This is a genomic window from Pseudomonas sp. B424 (assembly GCF_055408345.1).
In genome coordinates this window covers 214,432-228,195 of the sequence record NZ_JBUZTL010000007.1, presented here as the reverse complement: position 1 = coordinate 228,195, position 13,764 = coordinate 214,432, and the positions used below count along the sequence as shown (strand labels likewise).

Here is a 13,764-nt window from a genome sequence, read left to right as displayed (position 1 = left end):
CGGAACCGGCAGTGAAGTGATGAGTCGCATCGCCGCGCCAATGGTCGGCGGGATGGTCACAGCTCCCTTGCTTTCCCTGTTTGTCATACCGGCAGCCTACAGCTTAATGCGCCGTCGGAACCTCTCGGGTTGTATCCACTAACCCTTAAGGAAAAAGCCGTATGAAACTGCCGCGGGATCGAATGCATCGTTTCAGAGCAAGGTTTCGTACAACCACCACTCACCTACTTGATCCCAGCCATGAGGGCGATTCGGTAGGTGAGTTCACCATCCGCTTACCGTCATACAGACTTCACGCTCGGTACACTGGTCGTGCAAGGGGAATATTTCTTTCCTTTAACATTGTTTTAAGCCCTTAAGTGAAAGATTTCTTTTCCTTACGGCCAGATTAATTTTTTGAACTGTGGAGCCACTAACGCCACTTTTAAACCTGGGATGTCGTCTCCGAGCTCCCCGAGAAGCTCCTAACACAAGAAGGAACCAATAAGTCCTCCTACACTTCGGTGGTCGGAGGGTAAGTCTGTGCAATTACCCAAGCAGCTTTTACCACGAGTTTCATCCATTGTAATAGCGTGAAAGTCCCCCTGTGCTTCCATGTAATTGCACGGCGACGGTATCGTCAGTAGTACCTCCAATCACGCTCATTCGAATATCGATATAGCCAGCAGCGGGGATAACGGCAGACAAGAGAATCGGAAAGTAATTACGAGTTGCCATTCTATTAATATATGACATTTGAAGCGTTTTGAAGGGGTGCCGCACAGCTCTTAGGCCTTCAGCAGAGGAGCTCAAGTATTTTGTCGTCATCTTCTCTCGTTTAGTTGCGCTGCGCTGGAGGGTATTAGGTTCTGTTTTGTTAATCCCGACATATTCGTCAAACTTCCCCGTCATGACTGATGCCCCAAACCGCAGCGTGGGAAATAAGAAATGTCTGATCAGTTCTGAGCATGGTATTCGAACTGAGTAGTGAGAACCTTTGTAAAATATGTGATTAATGAGTTTCGTAAACGAGAGGTGGGGATCTTTTGCGCGGGAAATTTTTTTTATTACATCCTCTGTAGAGTGAGGCCGCCGACAGAGAACCAGTTTCGCCTGAGACGGGTTTACTGGACGTGTCTTGCACCATCTGAGCACCCCTGTTGCTCTTTCCCCGTTTTTCCAACGAGAGCCGGGTTTCACATGCTTGATGGCGGCTATAGGAAGATTCAGCACGCGGACGTGTTGCTTGGCTCGCGGCGGAGGATTCTCATCACAAAAGCAGAAAAACTGCAGGGAAAGCGCAGACGGATCTTCATCAATACAGCTTACTTCTCTGATCCCGAGGATTTCCCAGATGCGGGGGTCGTCGGCTAGCTGGGGGATAAAATTCACGTCGCTTCCAAAGCTTCATTATCAGATAAAAATAGAAATTATCATGCTTTGGTGTGCATTTGCATTTATCAATAGGTTTTACACCGCCGCCCACCAATGCCGGGCCGGAGGCAGAATGGTGCGGCTGGCGAAAAGGGCGCTGTGGCCAGCAACTCAACGGCACATGACTGGCCACCGACTGGATGGCCGCCACTTCCAGCGCCTCTTGCTCGTTGAGTGGCGGCAACAAGCCGGGCAGCCGGCTGGCCAGCAGGGTTTTGCCGGTGCCGGGCGGGCCGGTGAACAATAAATTATGGCCGCCAGCTGCGGCGATCAACAGCGCCCGCTTGGCTGAAAGCTGACCCTGGACATCGCTCAAGTCGGGGTAGGGCTTGACCACGTGCAGCAATCCGCTGGCGACATAGGGCTCGATCACCGAGCGCCCGGCGAAATGCGCCACCACCTGCAACAGATGTTCGACCGCGATCACCCGCAACCCGCATGCCAGGCAAGCCTCTTCGGCATTGGCCAGCGGCACCACCAGGGTCCGGCCCGCCGCCCGCGCCGCCAGTGCGGCAGGCAACACGCCCTGAACGGGCCGGATCGCGCCCGACAGGGCCAACTCACCCAGACACTCCACCTGTTCCAGCGCCGCAGCAGGCAATTGCCCGCTGGCGGCCAGAATGCCCAGAGCAATGGCCACATCAAAGCGCCCGCCGTCCTTGGGCAGATCGGCGGGTGCGAGATTGAGAGTGATACGCCGGGCCGGGAAATCAAGCGCGCAATTAAGAATCGCGCTGCGCACCCGGTCCTTGCTTTCCTTGACCGCAGTTTCGGGCAACCCGACCAGGGTTAACGCCGGCAACCCATTGGCCAGATGCGCTTCGACCGTAACCGCTGGCGCCTCCACGCCGACCTGGGCGCGGCTGTAAACGATAGCCAGAGCCATGACTCATTCCTTGAGTTTGCAAAAAATGCATCCTGCGCGAGTCGTCGACCAAGGTCAGGGGGGGAATGGATACGGGATGTGAATGGGTACGCAAAACACTGGGGATTCCGAGCTTGTTCGCGATACAGGAAACTTGATTCATCTGACGGTGCGAAGCGATGCCATCGCTGGCAAGCCAGCACCTGCAGGAATTACTGGGGGCTGGCTGATTTTTCTGCACATGTCCTATAGCGCTTTGGTCCCCAGGTCCTCGGCAAAGCGTAACAAGTAGCCATCCGGGTCGAGCACCAAAAAGTTGCGCTCGCCAAACAGCACGTCGTTGCTGCGATACCAGCGTTCTTCGAGGGGTTTGCGCAAGGTGTGGCCTGCCGCTTCAAGGCGGCCAATCAGGCCCGGGGCGTGCGGGCACTTGATCGAGAGGTTCATGCCGCGACCGAACGGCGGCTCCAGTGGGCCGACACGCCAGGACGACTCTTCAAGGTCGTCCTGCTCCAGCATCAACTGGCTGCCATGGAACGATAAAAACGCAAAATGATGCTCGGGCCGCTGGTACTCGATCTTGAAGCCGAGCACCTCACAGTAGTAGTGCAAGCTGCGGGCAAGATCCGAGGCGATCATCTCGGGCACCAAAGGGTTCATGACCAGCATGTGAAAACGTCCTTGTTTTTGTGATACGCACCGCCGTTGAGCATTACTCGGTCGGCGGCAACAGCCTGGCTTCCAGCTCGGCCACTTTGGCCTCCAGGCTTTCGAGGCGCGCACGGGTGCGGGCCAGGACCACCATCTGGCTGTCGAATTCTTCGCGGCTCACCAGGTCCAGTTTGCTGAAGCCACTTTGCAGCAAGGCTTTGAACTGGCTTTCGATTTCGTTGCGCGGCAGCGCGGTTTCGCCGCTGAACAAGCGTGAAGCGTGGCCACCAAGGGCGTCGAGAAGGTCTTTGGGCGCGAGCATGGGTAAGGTCCTTAAAACTGATGGCGCCGAGTGTATCACGGGGTATCAGGGCTCATTGCCGGCGGGCTTCTGCACATTTTTCGCGCACCCCCTGTGCCGGCCATGCACCATCTTCGAGCACAAATACCCCGGAAAATCAGGCCAAAAGCCATCAACTTCCCATAAATCTCTGTAATTGCTGACTTTTCCAGACATGGCAAGGTTTCTGCTTAGTCGTACATGACTCATGCACTGATGCAGCAGCTGTGACGAAGGCAGTGCGGCAGGTGGTTCAAGGAGTGTTTTCGTCACCAGCGATTTACGCACGTTGTGCAGCCTGAAGAAGGCTAACGACGCGTTACAAAGCCAGACACTGCGCTTAGACTTGAGCCGGGTTTGTTTTCCTGGGGCAAGTCCACCAATTCGGGAGAAGTTTCATGAAGCTAGTCACCGCCATTATCAAGCCGTTCAAGTTAGACGACGTGCGCGAGTCGCTGTCCGAAATCGGCGTACAAGGCATTACCGTTACTGAGGTTAAAGGCTTCGGCCGGCAGAAGGGTCACACCGAGCTGTATCGCGGCGCGGAATACGTGGTCGATTTTCTGCCAAAGGTGAAGATTGATGTCGCCATCGACGACAAGGATCTTGATCGGGTTATCGAGGCGATAACCAAGGCAGCCAACACCGGCAAGATTGGTGACGGCAAGATTTTCGTGGTCAATCTGGAACAGGCTATTCGCATCCGTACCGGCGAAACCGATACCGACGCAATCTAAGCCGCCAAACCCCAACGCCCCAGGAGAAAACACTATGACTCTGCGTAAAATCGCAGGGCTCGGAGCCCTGCTGTCCGTCGTAATGCCTGGCCTGGCCATGGCGGCAGACGAAGTGGCTGCTCCAGTCCTCAACTCCGGCGATACCGCCTGGATGCTGACTGCAACCGCTTTGGTGCTGTTTATGACCATTCCCGGCCTGGCGCTGTTCTACGGCGGCATGGTGCGCTCCAAAAACATTCTTTCCGTGATGATGCAGTGCTTCGCCATTACCGGTCTGATCAGCATCCTGTGGGTCATTTATGGCTACAGCATCACGTTCGACACCACTGGCATGGAGCAGGGCGTCACCAACTTCAATTCGTTCATCGGCGGGTTCAGCAAAGCCTTCCTGGCGGGTGTAACGCCGGCAAGCCTGACCTCATCCACCGCGTTGTTCCCGGAAGCCGTGTTCATCACCTTCCAGATGACCTTCGCCATCATCACCCCGGCACTGATCGTCGGCGCCTTTGCCGAACGCATGAAGTTCTCGGCCATGCTGATCTTCATGGGTGTGTGGTTCACCCTGGTCTATGCGCCGATTGCGCACATGGTGTGGAGCGGCAACGGCGGCCTGCTGTGGGATTGGGGCGTACTCGACTTCGCAGGCGGCACCGTGGTCCACATCAACGCCGGTATCGCAGGCCTGGTGGCGTGCATCGTGCTCGGCAAGCGTAAAGGCTACCCAAGCACCCCGATGGCCCCGCATAACCTGGGTTACACCCTGGTGGGCGCAGCCATGCTGTGGATCGGCTGGTTCGGCTTTAACGCAGGTTCGGCCGCTGCCGCCAACGGCACCGCCGGCATGGCGATGCTGGTGACTCAGATCGCAACTGCCGCTGCCGCACTGGGCTGGATGTTTGCCGAGTGGATCACCCACGGCAAACCAAGCGCGCTGGGCATCGCCTCGGGCGTGGTTGCAGGTCTGGTAGCCATCACTCCGGCTGCAGGCACCGTAGGCCCGATGGGCTCGATCGTGATCGGCCTGTCGGCGGGTGTCATCTGTTTCTTCTGCGCCACCAGCCTCAAGCGCAAGCTGGGCTATGACGACTCGCTGGATGCATTCGGCGTACACGGCATCGGCGGCATCGTCGGCGCTCTTCTCACCGGTGTATTTGCAGCCCCGGCACTGGGCGGCTTCGGCACCGTGACCGACATCGCAGCCCAGGTCTGGATCCAGTTCAAAGGCGTCGCCTTCACTGTGATCTACACCGCGATTGTGACCTTCATCATTCTCAAGGTACTGGATGCCGTGATGGGTCTGCGTGTGGCTGAAGAGGAAGAGGCTGTCGGCCTCGATCTGGCCCAACACAACGAACGTGGCTATAACCTGTAACTACCCCTAAAAAAAACCCGGCCTGCCGGGTTTTTTTTTGCCTGTAACAAGACGATATTCACGCCAATGAAATGATTTCTCCTACGCGTTACAGGGGCCGACAAGTTCTACGCTTGTTTATGCGACAGTCACTTGCAGCGCAACTCGACTATTAGCCGCTTTGCTTTTTTCTTCAGCACGCTAGAATGCGCGCCGAAGGGCAGAAAACAATGCTCGAGTACGACGAAGGCGAGGATGATCTCCCGACGCTTTCAAGGCCCGTGTCCCGTGCTGCTGGAGCATCTGGCACTGGGCGCCTGGCAAGGTGTTTATTCAGGCGAACACCGTGATAATGGCGGTGTTCACCAAGCCCTCTTCGCGTTACAACGATGAAGAGGCGTGAGCCGCGGTTTGCCCAAGGCTACTTTTTCACCAGCGGTGGTCGACAGTTGGCCCAGCTGGTCTATAACTAATCTGCTTTACGTATGTCATGGGGTAGAACATGAGCGACGATGATCTGGAAAATGATGACCTCGAAGTAGGCGAAGACGACGATACCGAAGAGGGCCTGGAAACGGCCGCTGAGGACGTTGCTGACGACGACGGTGGCGAAGATGCGCCGGCCCCTGCGGCCAAAGGCAAATCCAAGGCTGCGGTGTCGGTTGATGACCTGCCCAGTGTAGAAGCCAAAAACAAGGAGCGTGATGCTCTGGCTCGCGCCATGGAAGAGTTTTTGTCCAAAGGCGGCAAGGTGCAGGAAGTTGAGGCCAACGTGGTGGCTGACCCACCCAAGAAGCCTGACAACAAGTACGGCAGCCGCCCTATCTAAGGGCAGCTTGTTCGCTTGAAGAAAAAACCCGCCGTCGCTGCGGGTTTTTTTGTGGGTGATGGGAATCTTGTAGAAACCTGGAGGAACAAAAGCTGCGATCGGCGTGATGCGGCACCCCGACGAAGCCGTCGAAGATCGGACACCCCGGTGTTTCAGGGCAAATGAGTACTCAGGGTTTACGACTGCTACGCAGCCTCGCGCTGCTCATCAGCGGCTACACGATGGTTGTTGGCTCTAACCGAGAGCTTTCAACACCGCCGGCAACTCACTCAAGCAGCCAATCTCGGCGTCCGGGGCCTTGTCGCCGTCCCAGTGTTTGCCGCCCGGGTTGAACCACACCGCGCGCAAACCCGCCTGCTGGGCACCGGCGATATCGTCGCCCGGATGATCGCCCACATGCACCGCCGAACCCGCTGCCACCCCACCACGCACCAGTGCCTCATGAAACAACCGCACATCCGGCTTGGCGATGCCGATATCTTCGGCACACAACACAAACTTGAAGTGATGCCCCAGACCGATTCGCCGTACATCGGCATTGCCGTTGGTGACCACCCCCAAGGCGTAATCCCGGGCCAGGGTGATCAGCATCGGCTCGACCTGCGGGAACACTTCCAGGGCGTGGCGCGCCTCGATGAACACGGCAAATGCATCATCGGCCAGGCTGGCAGCATTCACGTAACCCGCCCCCTGCAGGGCATGAAACAGGATCTGCCGGCGCAGCGCACTGATCCGGTGCCGCAGTTGCGGCTCGTCACTCAAGACCTGCTGGCGAACGGCCTGAAATGCCTCAACGTCTAAAGCGCCCACTTTTGGTGCATTAACAACCAGCCATTCGCGCAGCACCGCTTCGGCACTCACGATCACCGGTGCGGTATCCCACAGGGTGTCGTCCAGGTCGAAGGTAATCAGCTCAATCGTCATTCACTGTCCTTACTGCGTTTGGCCCGTGGGTGGGCACTGTCGTAGACCGATGCCAGATGCTGGAAGTCCAGATGAGTATAGATTTGCGTAGTTTTGATGTCCGCATGCCCCAGCAACTCTTGCACGGCGCGCAAATCCTGGGAGGACTCCAGCAGATGGCTGGCAAATGAATGGCGCAGCATGTGCGGGTGCAGGTTCTGCCCCAGCTCGCGCTCTCCGGCTGCCTTGACCCGCAGTTGAATGGCTCGCGGCCCAAGACGCCTGCCGCGCTGGCTGACGAACACGGCGTCGTCCTCGGGGTTGGCCAGAGCCCGCAAGGGCAACCACGCCTGCAGCGCCTCCCGGGCCTTCTTGCCCACAGGCAGCACGCGGGTCTTGCTGCCCTTGCCGAGCACTTCCACCAGCCCGTCTGCCAGGTCCAGTTGCTCCAGATTGAGCCCGGTCAGCTCCGAAAGGCGCAGCCCCGAGGAGTAGAACAACTCCAGAATGGCCTGATCGCGCTGGGCCATAAAGTCGTCCTCAATGGCACCCTCCAGCAATTGCAGGGCACGGTCGGTATCCAGGGTTTTGGGCAGGCGACGCTCACCTTTGGGCGGGGCCAGGCCGTTGGCCGGGTCGTGGTCGCACAAACCTTCGCGATTGAGATAGTGATAAAGCCCGCGCACCGCCGAGAGCAAACGCGCAATGCTGCGCGATGATTGCCCTTGCTGATGCAGACGTGACACCAGCTGGCGCAGGCGCTGGATATCCAGCGCAGTCCAGCTGGTGATTGATTCTTTGGCGCAAAACCCCAGCACCTTGTTCAGGTCGCGGCGGTAAGCCTCCAGCGTATGGGGCGACACCTGGCGCTCACTGCGCAGGTGAATGCAGTAAGCGTCCAGCTGACCTTGCATCTAACGTACCGAACGCAGGGCGTTGGTAAAGCGCGGCAGCATCCGGCCCAGAACTTCGGCGACATAACCCAGGAACAGGCTGCCCACCGAGCTCTTGTAGTGCTGCGGGTCGCGACTGGCAATCGCCAGTACGCCGTGCAAACCCAGATGGTTGAGCGCCACCACGGCCGTCGAACCGATCTGCTTGCGCTGCTCTTCGCCAAACAGGAAGTCCAGCTCATGCTCGCGCAGGCTGCCGCTGACCGCTTTGCCTTCCGTCAGCAAACCACCCAGCGCGCGTTGCGCCTCGGCACTGTTGACCCAGCGGCCGACCGGCATCGGGTTGTCGCCAAACAGCACAAGGCTGACGAAGGGGACCTGAAAGTCCTGGCGCAAGCTGTCTTCGACGGCAATCACCAGTTCATCAAGGCTGGTAGCGTCCATCAAGGCGAGGTTGAGGCGCCGGGTTTTCTCGAACAGGCGGTCGTTGTCGCGGGCCACGTCCATCAACTGGGACAACCGATGACGCATCTCGATGTTACGACCACGCAACAGCTCCAGCTGGCGCTCCACCAGCGAGATCGTGTCGCCGCGCTGGTGTGGAATGCGCAGCGACAGCAACAGCTCATCGCGCTGGTTGAAGAAGTCCGGATGCGCCTGCAGGTAGGCCGCAACAGTGTCTGCCTGCGAGTTATCCACAGATGCGTCGAGTTCCAAGGGCTGCGTCTTGTCGGTCATCGGTTGCGCTCGCTCATAAACGGACTTGTCCTTCGTAAACACGCATCGCCGGGCCGGTCATGATCACCGAATGGCCTGGACCGGCCCATTCGATGGACAAACGGCCACCGGGCAAATCCAGGATCAGCGGCGAGTCCATCCAGCCCAGGCTGATGGCGGCCACAGCAGCGGCACACGCGCCGGTACCGCAGGCCTGGGTTTCCCCGGCGCCACGTTCCCAGACCCGCAGTTGCCCGCGCTGGCGATCAATTACGTGAAGAAAACCGACATTGACCCGTGCCGGGAAGCGCGGGTGATGTTCAATTTTTGGTCCCAGCTCATGCACCGGCGCGGCGTTGATATCGTCGACGCGCAGCACCGCATGGGGGTTGCCCATCGACACGGCCGCCAACTCAACGGTCTGCCCGTCGACATCCAGCTCATAGCTCAACGCCTGGGCATCGGCCACAAACGGAATCTCGGCAGGAATCAGACGCGGCGGGCCCATGTCGACGCTGATTTGCCCATCGCTGCGCACGTTCAGTTCGATGATGCCGCCTTTGGTTTCGACCTTGAACTGGCGCTTGGTGGTCAAGCGTTTGTCGAGCACGAAGCGCGCAAAACAGCGCGCACCGTTGCCGCATTGCTCAACTTCGGAACCGTCGGAGTTGAAGATCCGGTAACGGAAATCCACCTCCGGGTTGCTCGGTGCCTCAACCAGCAGCAGTTGATCAAAACCGACACCCGTGTGCCGATCACCCCATTGCTTGGCATGCTTGGGCAGGATATGCGCGTGCTGGCTGACCAGGTCGAGAACCATGAAGTCATTGCCCAGGCCGTGCATTTTAGTAAAACGCAGCAACATGGGTTTACTCCGCCAGCAGGCTTTCGCCAGCAAACAACTCGGCTACGGTCTCGCGACGACGCACTTCAAATGCTTGGTCGCCATCCACCAGAACTTCGGCAGCGCGGCCACGGGTGTTGTAGTTCGAACTCATGACAAAGCCATACGCGCCAGCCGAGTGCACCGCCAGCAGATCGCCTTCGGCCAAGGCCAGTTGGCGGTCCTTGGCCAGGAAGTCGCCGGTTTCGCAGATCGGGCCGACGATATCGTAAGCACGGGCTTCGGTGTCACGCGGGCGAACCGCGGTCACGTCCATCCAGGCCTGGTACAACGCAGGGCGGATCAGGTCGTTCATCGCCGCATCGACGATGGCGAAATCCTTGTGTTCGGTGTGCTTGAGGTACTCGACCCGGGTCAGCAGCACGCCCGCATTGGCCACGATAAAGCGGCCGGGCTCGAACACCAGCGCCAGGTCGCGACCGTCAATGCGCTCGCGCACGGCCTTGATGTAATCGCCGGCCAACGGCGGCTCTTCGTCGCGATAACGCACGCCCAAACCACCACCCAGATCGATATGGCGCAGGTAAATGCCGCAATCGCTCAGACGGTCGATCAGCGCCAGCAGGCGGTCGAGCGCATCGATGAAAGGTTCGAGGGTGGTCAGTTGCGAGCCGATATGGCAATCGACGCCAACCACTTCCAGGTTCGGCAATTGTGCGGCGCGGATGTACACATCTTCGGCGTCAGCGATGGCGATACCGAACTTGTTTTCCTTCAGGCCGGTGGAAATGTACGGGTGCGTGCCCGCATCGACGTCCGGGTTGACCCGCAGCGAGACCGGCGCGCGAACGCCCATTTCGGCGGCCACAATCTGCAGGCGCTCAAGCTCTTCGGTGGACTCGACGTTGAAGCAGTGCACGCCCACTTCCAGGGCGCGACGCATGTCGTCACGGGTTTTGCCCACACCGGAGAACACGATCTTGTCAGCCGAGCCGCCAGCGGCCAGCACACGTTCCAGCTCGCCACGGGACACGATGTCAAAACCGGCGCCCAAACGCGCCAGGACATTGAGCACACCCAGGTTGGAGTTGGCCTTGACCGCGAAACACACCAGGTGCGGCACGCCGTTCAGGGCATCGGCGAAAGCGTTGTATTGCGCCTCGATGTGCGCACGGGAATACACATAGGTCGGCGTGCCAAAACGCTCGGCAATGGCCGTCAGCGCAACACCTTCGGCGAACAGCTCGCCGTCCCGGTAATTAAAAGCGTCCATGGTGTTCCCTTATTGGTGCTTGTGCGATTGCGATTGCGACGACTTCGCTTGGTCTTCCGGGGATTTGCTGTCATCGGGCAGATACAGCGGTCCTTTTTGACCACAGGCAGAAACAAGGCAGGCGACCGCGAGGAGCGCAGCAATAGAAGAGATCAGGCGCTTCATGGCGAAATCCTTTGAAAAGTATTAATTGCGCCCGAGTATACCCAGCGCCTACCAGCTTGCCTATGCAGCAGAACGCGCCGCGCGCAAGGCCCTGTGTGGATAATCAGTAGTGGTTGGCGGCAGGTGTCATGGGGTTTGCAATCGGCCTGGAGCGCCCGTATCTTGCGAGCTCCGAGCATGACTAGACATTACGAGGTTCCACCATGAGTTTGACTGAAGCCCGTTTTCACGATCTGGTCGATGCCACCCAGGAAAATCTGGAAGACATCTTCGACGACTGTGATCTGGACGTAGATGTGGAAAATTCCGCCGGAATCCTGACGGTCAAGTTTGAGAATGGCAAAGCCCTGATCTTCAGCCGCCAAGCCCCCGTGCTTCAGCTCTGGCTGGCCGCTCCCAATGGCGGTTTCCACTTTGACTACGATGAAAAGCGCAGTTCGTGGAAGTGCGATAAAACCGACGAGTTGCTCAGCGAAATGGTTCAGCGCCTGACCCTGGAACACGCTGGCGCCGAGCTGGAATTTGAAGAGATCTGATAGTGACCGCTCCTGTTAAACCCGCAAAACCGCTCTACAGCAACGTCAGCCCGGCAGTGCCGTCCCCATGTATCAGCACCTGCCGGCTGGATGAGCACAAAGTCTGCCTGGGCTGTTTTCGCCACGTCGAAGATATCCGCGAGTGGCGCTCGGCAGACGACCAGCGGCGACGTGTAATCTGTGAACAGGCGCAACTGCGGCAGATGCTCCCGTAGCAACTGCCGCAGGCTGCGTCCGATTGCGCAGCAATCGTAAACCTCAGTCCTTTGCTCAACTGACACACCGCGCAACCTGACTTTACGACCACTGCGTCGCCGATCGCAGCCTGCTGCAGCTGCTACGAATAATCTCCCGTTGCAATCCGTTCAGGGGCAAACAGCAAAACCCCACATGGCTTGTGTATTTATTTTGCTGTGGTAGTGTCCGGATACGCCTCGCACTAACGAGGTTCGTCAAAACCCCGCCATTTTCCGGCGGGGTTTTGCTTTTTCGTGCAGAAAAAAGGAGTCTGCCAGGTCATGAGCACCCCAACCCCACTCATTCTTACCCGCCTGGACGTTCAGCGTCTGGAGCACCTCATTGACAGCTTGCCAGAAACGACTCCTGGCATTGCTGCCCTGCAGGCCGAGCTCGATCGCGCCGAAACCATCGTCGGCCACGAAGACGTGCCTGCAGGCGTTGTGACCATGAACTCGCGTGTGCATTGCCGCGAAGAGAGCAGTGGCAAGGACTACCGTCTGACACTGGTGTACCCGAAAGACGCCAACGCCGACGAAGGCAAGATTTCGATTCTGGCACCAGTCGGCAGCGCGCTGCTGGGCCTGCAAGTCGGTCAGCACATCAACTGGCCTGCGCCGGGCGGCAAGACCCTCAAGCTCGAATTGCTTGAAGTGGAATACCAGCCAAAAGCCGCCAGCGACTTCAGTGCTTAAGATCGCCTGATGGCAGCTCGTCACGGGCAAACTGACTCAGGGACCGATAGCTGACACTCAGCTCACGAGCCAGGGCCCGGCGCTCATGGCTGACCTGCTGCGCAGCCCACTGCGAGCGATTGTCGAGCATCGCCAGGTGATGCTCATCCCAGCCCCATTCGGCGGTCAATCGCTGCAGTAGCCGACGCTGCCATTGCATGCCCTGTGCCGCCACGCTACCGGTCAGCTTGTGGTTGACCTTCAGGTACAGGCTGCGGCGGACCAGCTCCAGTCGCTGCCGATCACCGCGCGCTTCGAGGTAACGCTCGATGCGCCGGTACACCACCACGTAGGGGTCCAGTTCATCGAGGTCCAGCTGGTTGGCGTACACCGCCTGCTTGAAGCACAGACTCAGACAGCTCACCCGCGGGTGTTCGCTGGCATATACCTCAATCAGCAACAGCTTGAGTACCGACTTGTACGGTGACTCCATGCCCTTGAACAATTGCCACAGCCCCGCGCCCAGCAGCTCGCCAGGGGTGATGTGCGCCAGATGCCCAAGGTCAATGCTCTCGTGGCAGCCAATCACCTGGCGGGTCAGCAGCATGCCGGCAAACTCGTCGTACCGGGCCTCCTCATGCGCCGGCACCCACCACCACATCGGCGTGTGCCCCGCGAGCCAGATGGCCGTGCGATAAAACTCATCGAGCAACAGCATGTGCCTTGGCGCCCCGCCATTGTCCGTGTGCAAACGTGCGTCCGCTTCACCCTGGGCGAAGCGCTGCGCATCAATCAGAAAGAAGTGCGCCTCACCGCCCTGGCTCGCCGCCCAGGCCTCCAGGCGCCGGCATTTTTTGCGCAGTGCCGCCAAAGCAATGTCGCCCAGCCCCGGGGCGAGGCAAATCCACACGTCCATGTCGCTTTGATCGGTCTGGGCCAGGGTACCGAGGCTGCCCATCAAAAAAAGCCCGTGCACCGGCTCCGGCAGGCTGGAGCTGCACGTATCGAAAGAAAAGTCGGGGACCAGCTGCCGCGCTGCCGCGAGCGTGGGCGCATCGGGTTCATAACCTGACACTCCGGCCGGGGTGCAGTCCGACACATAACCGGGCAGCAACGGGTGATTCACATGAAAGAACAGCGCCAACAAGCTCAGCAACCGTTGCTGGCGTGGCGCCAGGCCTTCCATCGCACGGGCCAGACGCCCCTGGTTGACGGTCAAAAACCGTCCACGCAACTGCTGGAGCACCTGTCGCTCGATTCCCTCGCTCAGCGTGGAAGGTGTTGCAGGAGGGCGCGTCATTTCAAGCTCGGCACGCGAGAAAAAGAAGGTAGGAGT

At 58.8% G+C, this 13,764-nt stretch carries 15 protein-coding genes and 2 pseudogenes; 6 read left to right on the top strand and 11 right to left on the bottom strand.

Annotated features, from left to right (window positions below; genetic code table 11):
* Positions 1 to 555: 555 nt before the first annotated feature.
* From ACZRMS_RS11470 to ACZRMS_RS11455, 4 genes and pseudogenes are all read right to left on the bottom strand, one after another.
* Positions 556 to 891 carry a hypothetical protein gene (locus ACZRMS_RS11470; protein ID WP_153404720.1) on the bottom strand — a complete coding sequence of 112 codons (336 nt, stop codon included), beginning with the start codon at positions 889 to 891 and terminating at the stop codon, positions 556 to 558.
* A 553-nt stretch (positions 892 to 1,444) separates the two neighbouring features.
* Positions 1,445 to 2,299, bottom strand: a pseudogene (locus tag ACZRMS_RS11465) (YifB family Mg chelatase-like AAA ATPase); the annotation flags it as partial.
* 225 nt (positions 2,300 to 2,524) lie between these two features.
* Complete coding sequence (locus ACZRMS_RS11460) at positions 2,525 to 2,947, bottom strand: bleomycin resistance protein (RefSeq protein ID WP_463995442.1); 423 nt, start codon at positions 2,945 to 2,947, stop codon at positions 2,525 to 2,527.
* A 43-nt stretch (positions 2,948 to 2,990) separates the two neighbouring features.
* Complete coding sequence (locus ACZRMS_RS11455) at positions 2,991 to 3,251, bottom strand: accessory factor UbiK family protein (RefSeq protein WP_048361399.1); 261 nt, start codon at positions 3,249 to 3,251, stop codon at positions 2,991 to 2,993.
* 416 nt (positions 3,252 to 3,667) lie between these two features.
* On the opposite strand from ACZRMS_RS11455, the gene glnK reads away from it, so the two are divergent.
* From glnK to sutA, 3 genes are all read left to right on the top strand, one after another.
* Positions 3,668 to 4,006 carry a P-II family nitrogen regulator gene (gene glnK, locus ACZRMS_RS11450; RefSeq protein ID WP_002555808.1) on the top strand — a complete coding sequence of 113 codons (339 nt, stop codon included), beginning with the start codon at positions 3,668 to 3,670 and terminating at the stop codon, positions 4,004 to 4,006.
* 34 nt (positions 4,007 to 4,040) lie between these two features.
* Entirely contained in the window at positions 4,041 to 5,378 is a 1,338-nt protein-coding gene (locus ACZRMS_RS11445; protein WP_463995441.1) for an ammonium transporter, read from the top strand.
* Positions 5,379 to 5,859: 481 nt separating this feature from the next.
* Positions 5,860 to 6,186, top strand: a complete 327-nt coding sequence (gene sutA, locus ACZRMS_RS11440; RefSeq protein ID WP_048361401.1) for a transcriptional regulator SutA — start codon at positions 5,860 to 5,862, stop codon at positions 6,184 to 6,186.
* Between the two features lie 234 nt (positions 6,187 to 6,420).
* On the opposite strand, the gene ACZRMS_RS11435 is transcribed toward sutA, so the two are convergent.
* From ACZRMS_RS11435 to lptM, 6 genes are read right to left on the bottom strand one after another with little or no spacing between them, the layout of a single operon-like run.
* Positions 6,421 to 7,110, bottom strand: a complete 690-nt coding sequence (locus ACZRMS_RS11435) for an HAD family hydrolase (protein WP_463995440.1) — start codon at positions 7,108 to 7,110, stop codon at positions 6,421 to 6,423.
* Positions 7,107 to 8,003, bottom strand: coding sequence for a tyrosine recombinase XerC (xerC, locus tag ACZRMS_RS11430; RefSeq protein WP_463995439.1), 897 nt, complete (start codon positions 8,001 to 8,003; stop codon positions 7,107 to 7,109). Before xerC ends, ACZRMS_RS11435 begins: the two co-directional genes overlap by 4 nt.
* Positions 8,004 to 8,720 carry a DUF484 family protein gene (locus ACZRMS_RS11425; protein WP_463995438.1) on the bottom strand — a complete coding sequence of 239 codons (717 nt, stop codon included), beginning with the start codon at positions 8,718 to 8,720 and terminating at the stop codon, positions 8,004 to 8,006.
* Positions 8,721 to 8,733: 13 nt separating this feature from the next.
* Positions 8,734 to 9,564: a diaminopimelate epimerase gene (gene dapF, locus ACZRMS_RS11420; protein ID WP_463995437.1), complete on the bottom strand. Its 831-nt coding sequence runs from the start codon at positions 9,562 to 9,564 to the stop codon at positions 8,734 to 8,736.
* A gap of 4 nt (positions 9,565 to 9,568) precedes the next feature.
* Entirely contained in the window at positions 9,569 to 10,816 is a 1,248-nt protein-coding gene (gene lysA / locus ACZRMS_RS11415; RefSeq protein ID WP_463995436.1) for a diaminopimelate decarboxylase, read from the bottom strand.
* A gap of 9 nt (positions 10,817 to 10,825) precedes the next feature.
* Positions 10,826 to 10,981, bottom strand: a complete 156-nt coding sequence (gene lptM / locus ACZRMS_RS11410) for an LPS translocon maturation chaperone LptM (RefSeq protein ID WP_463995435.1) — start codon at positions 10,979 to 10,981, stop codon at positions 10,826 to 10,828.
* 203 nt (positions 10,982 to 11,184) lie between these two features.
* On the opposite strand from lptM, the gene cyaY reads away from it, so the two are divergent.
* The 3 genes from cyaY to rnk all read left to right on the top strand — a co-directional run bounded on the left by cyaY (position 11,185) and on the right by rnk (position 12,449).
* On the top strand, positions 11,185 to 11,517 hold the full coding sequence (gene cyaY, locus ACZRMS_RS11405; RefSeq protein WP_463995434.1) for an iron donor protein CyaY: 333 nt from the start codon (positions 11,185 to 11,187) through the stop codon (positions 11,515 to 11,517).
* Entirely contained in the window at positions 11,514 to 11,732 is a 219-nt protein-coding gene (locus ACZRMS_RS11400) for a DUF1289 domain-containing protein (RefSeq protein WP_261742526.1), read from the top strand. Before cyaY ends, ACZRMS_RS11400 begins: the two co-directional genes overlap by 4 nt.
* Before the next feature lie 303 nt (positions 11,733 to 12,035).
* Positions 12,036 to 12,449, top strand: a complete 414-nt coding sequence (rnk, locus tag ACZRMS_RS11395; RefSeq protein WP_463995433.1) for a nucleoside diphosphate kinase regulator — start codon at positions 12,036 to 12,038, stop codon at positions 12,447 to 12,449.
* 16 nt (positions 12,450 to 12,465) lie between these two features.
* Here rnk and ACZRMS_RS11390 read toward each other — a convergent pair.
* Positions 12,466 to 13,728 (bottom strand): annotated as a pseudogene (locus ACZRMS_RS11390) (class I adenylate cyclase); the annotation flags it as partial.
* Positions 13,729 to 13,764 lie beyond the last annotated feature (36 nt).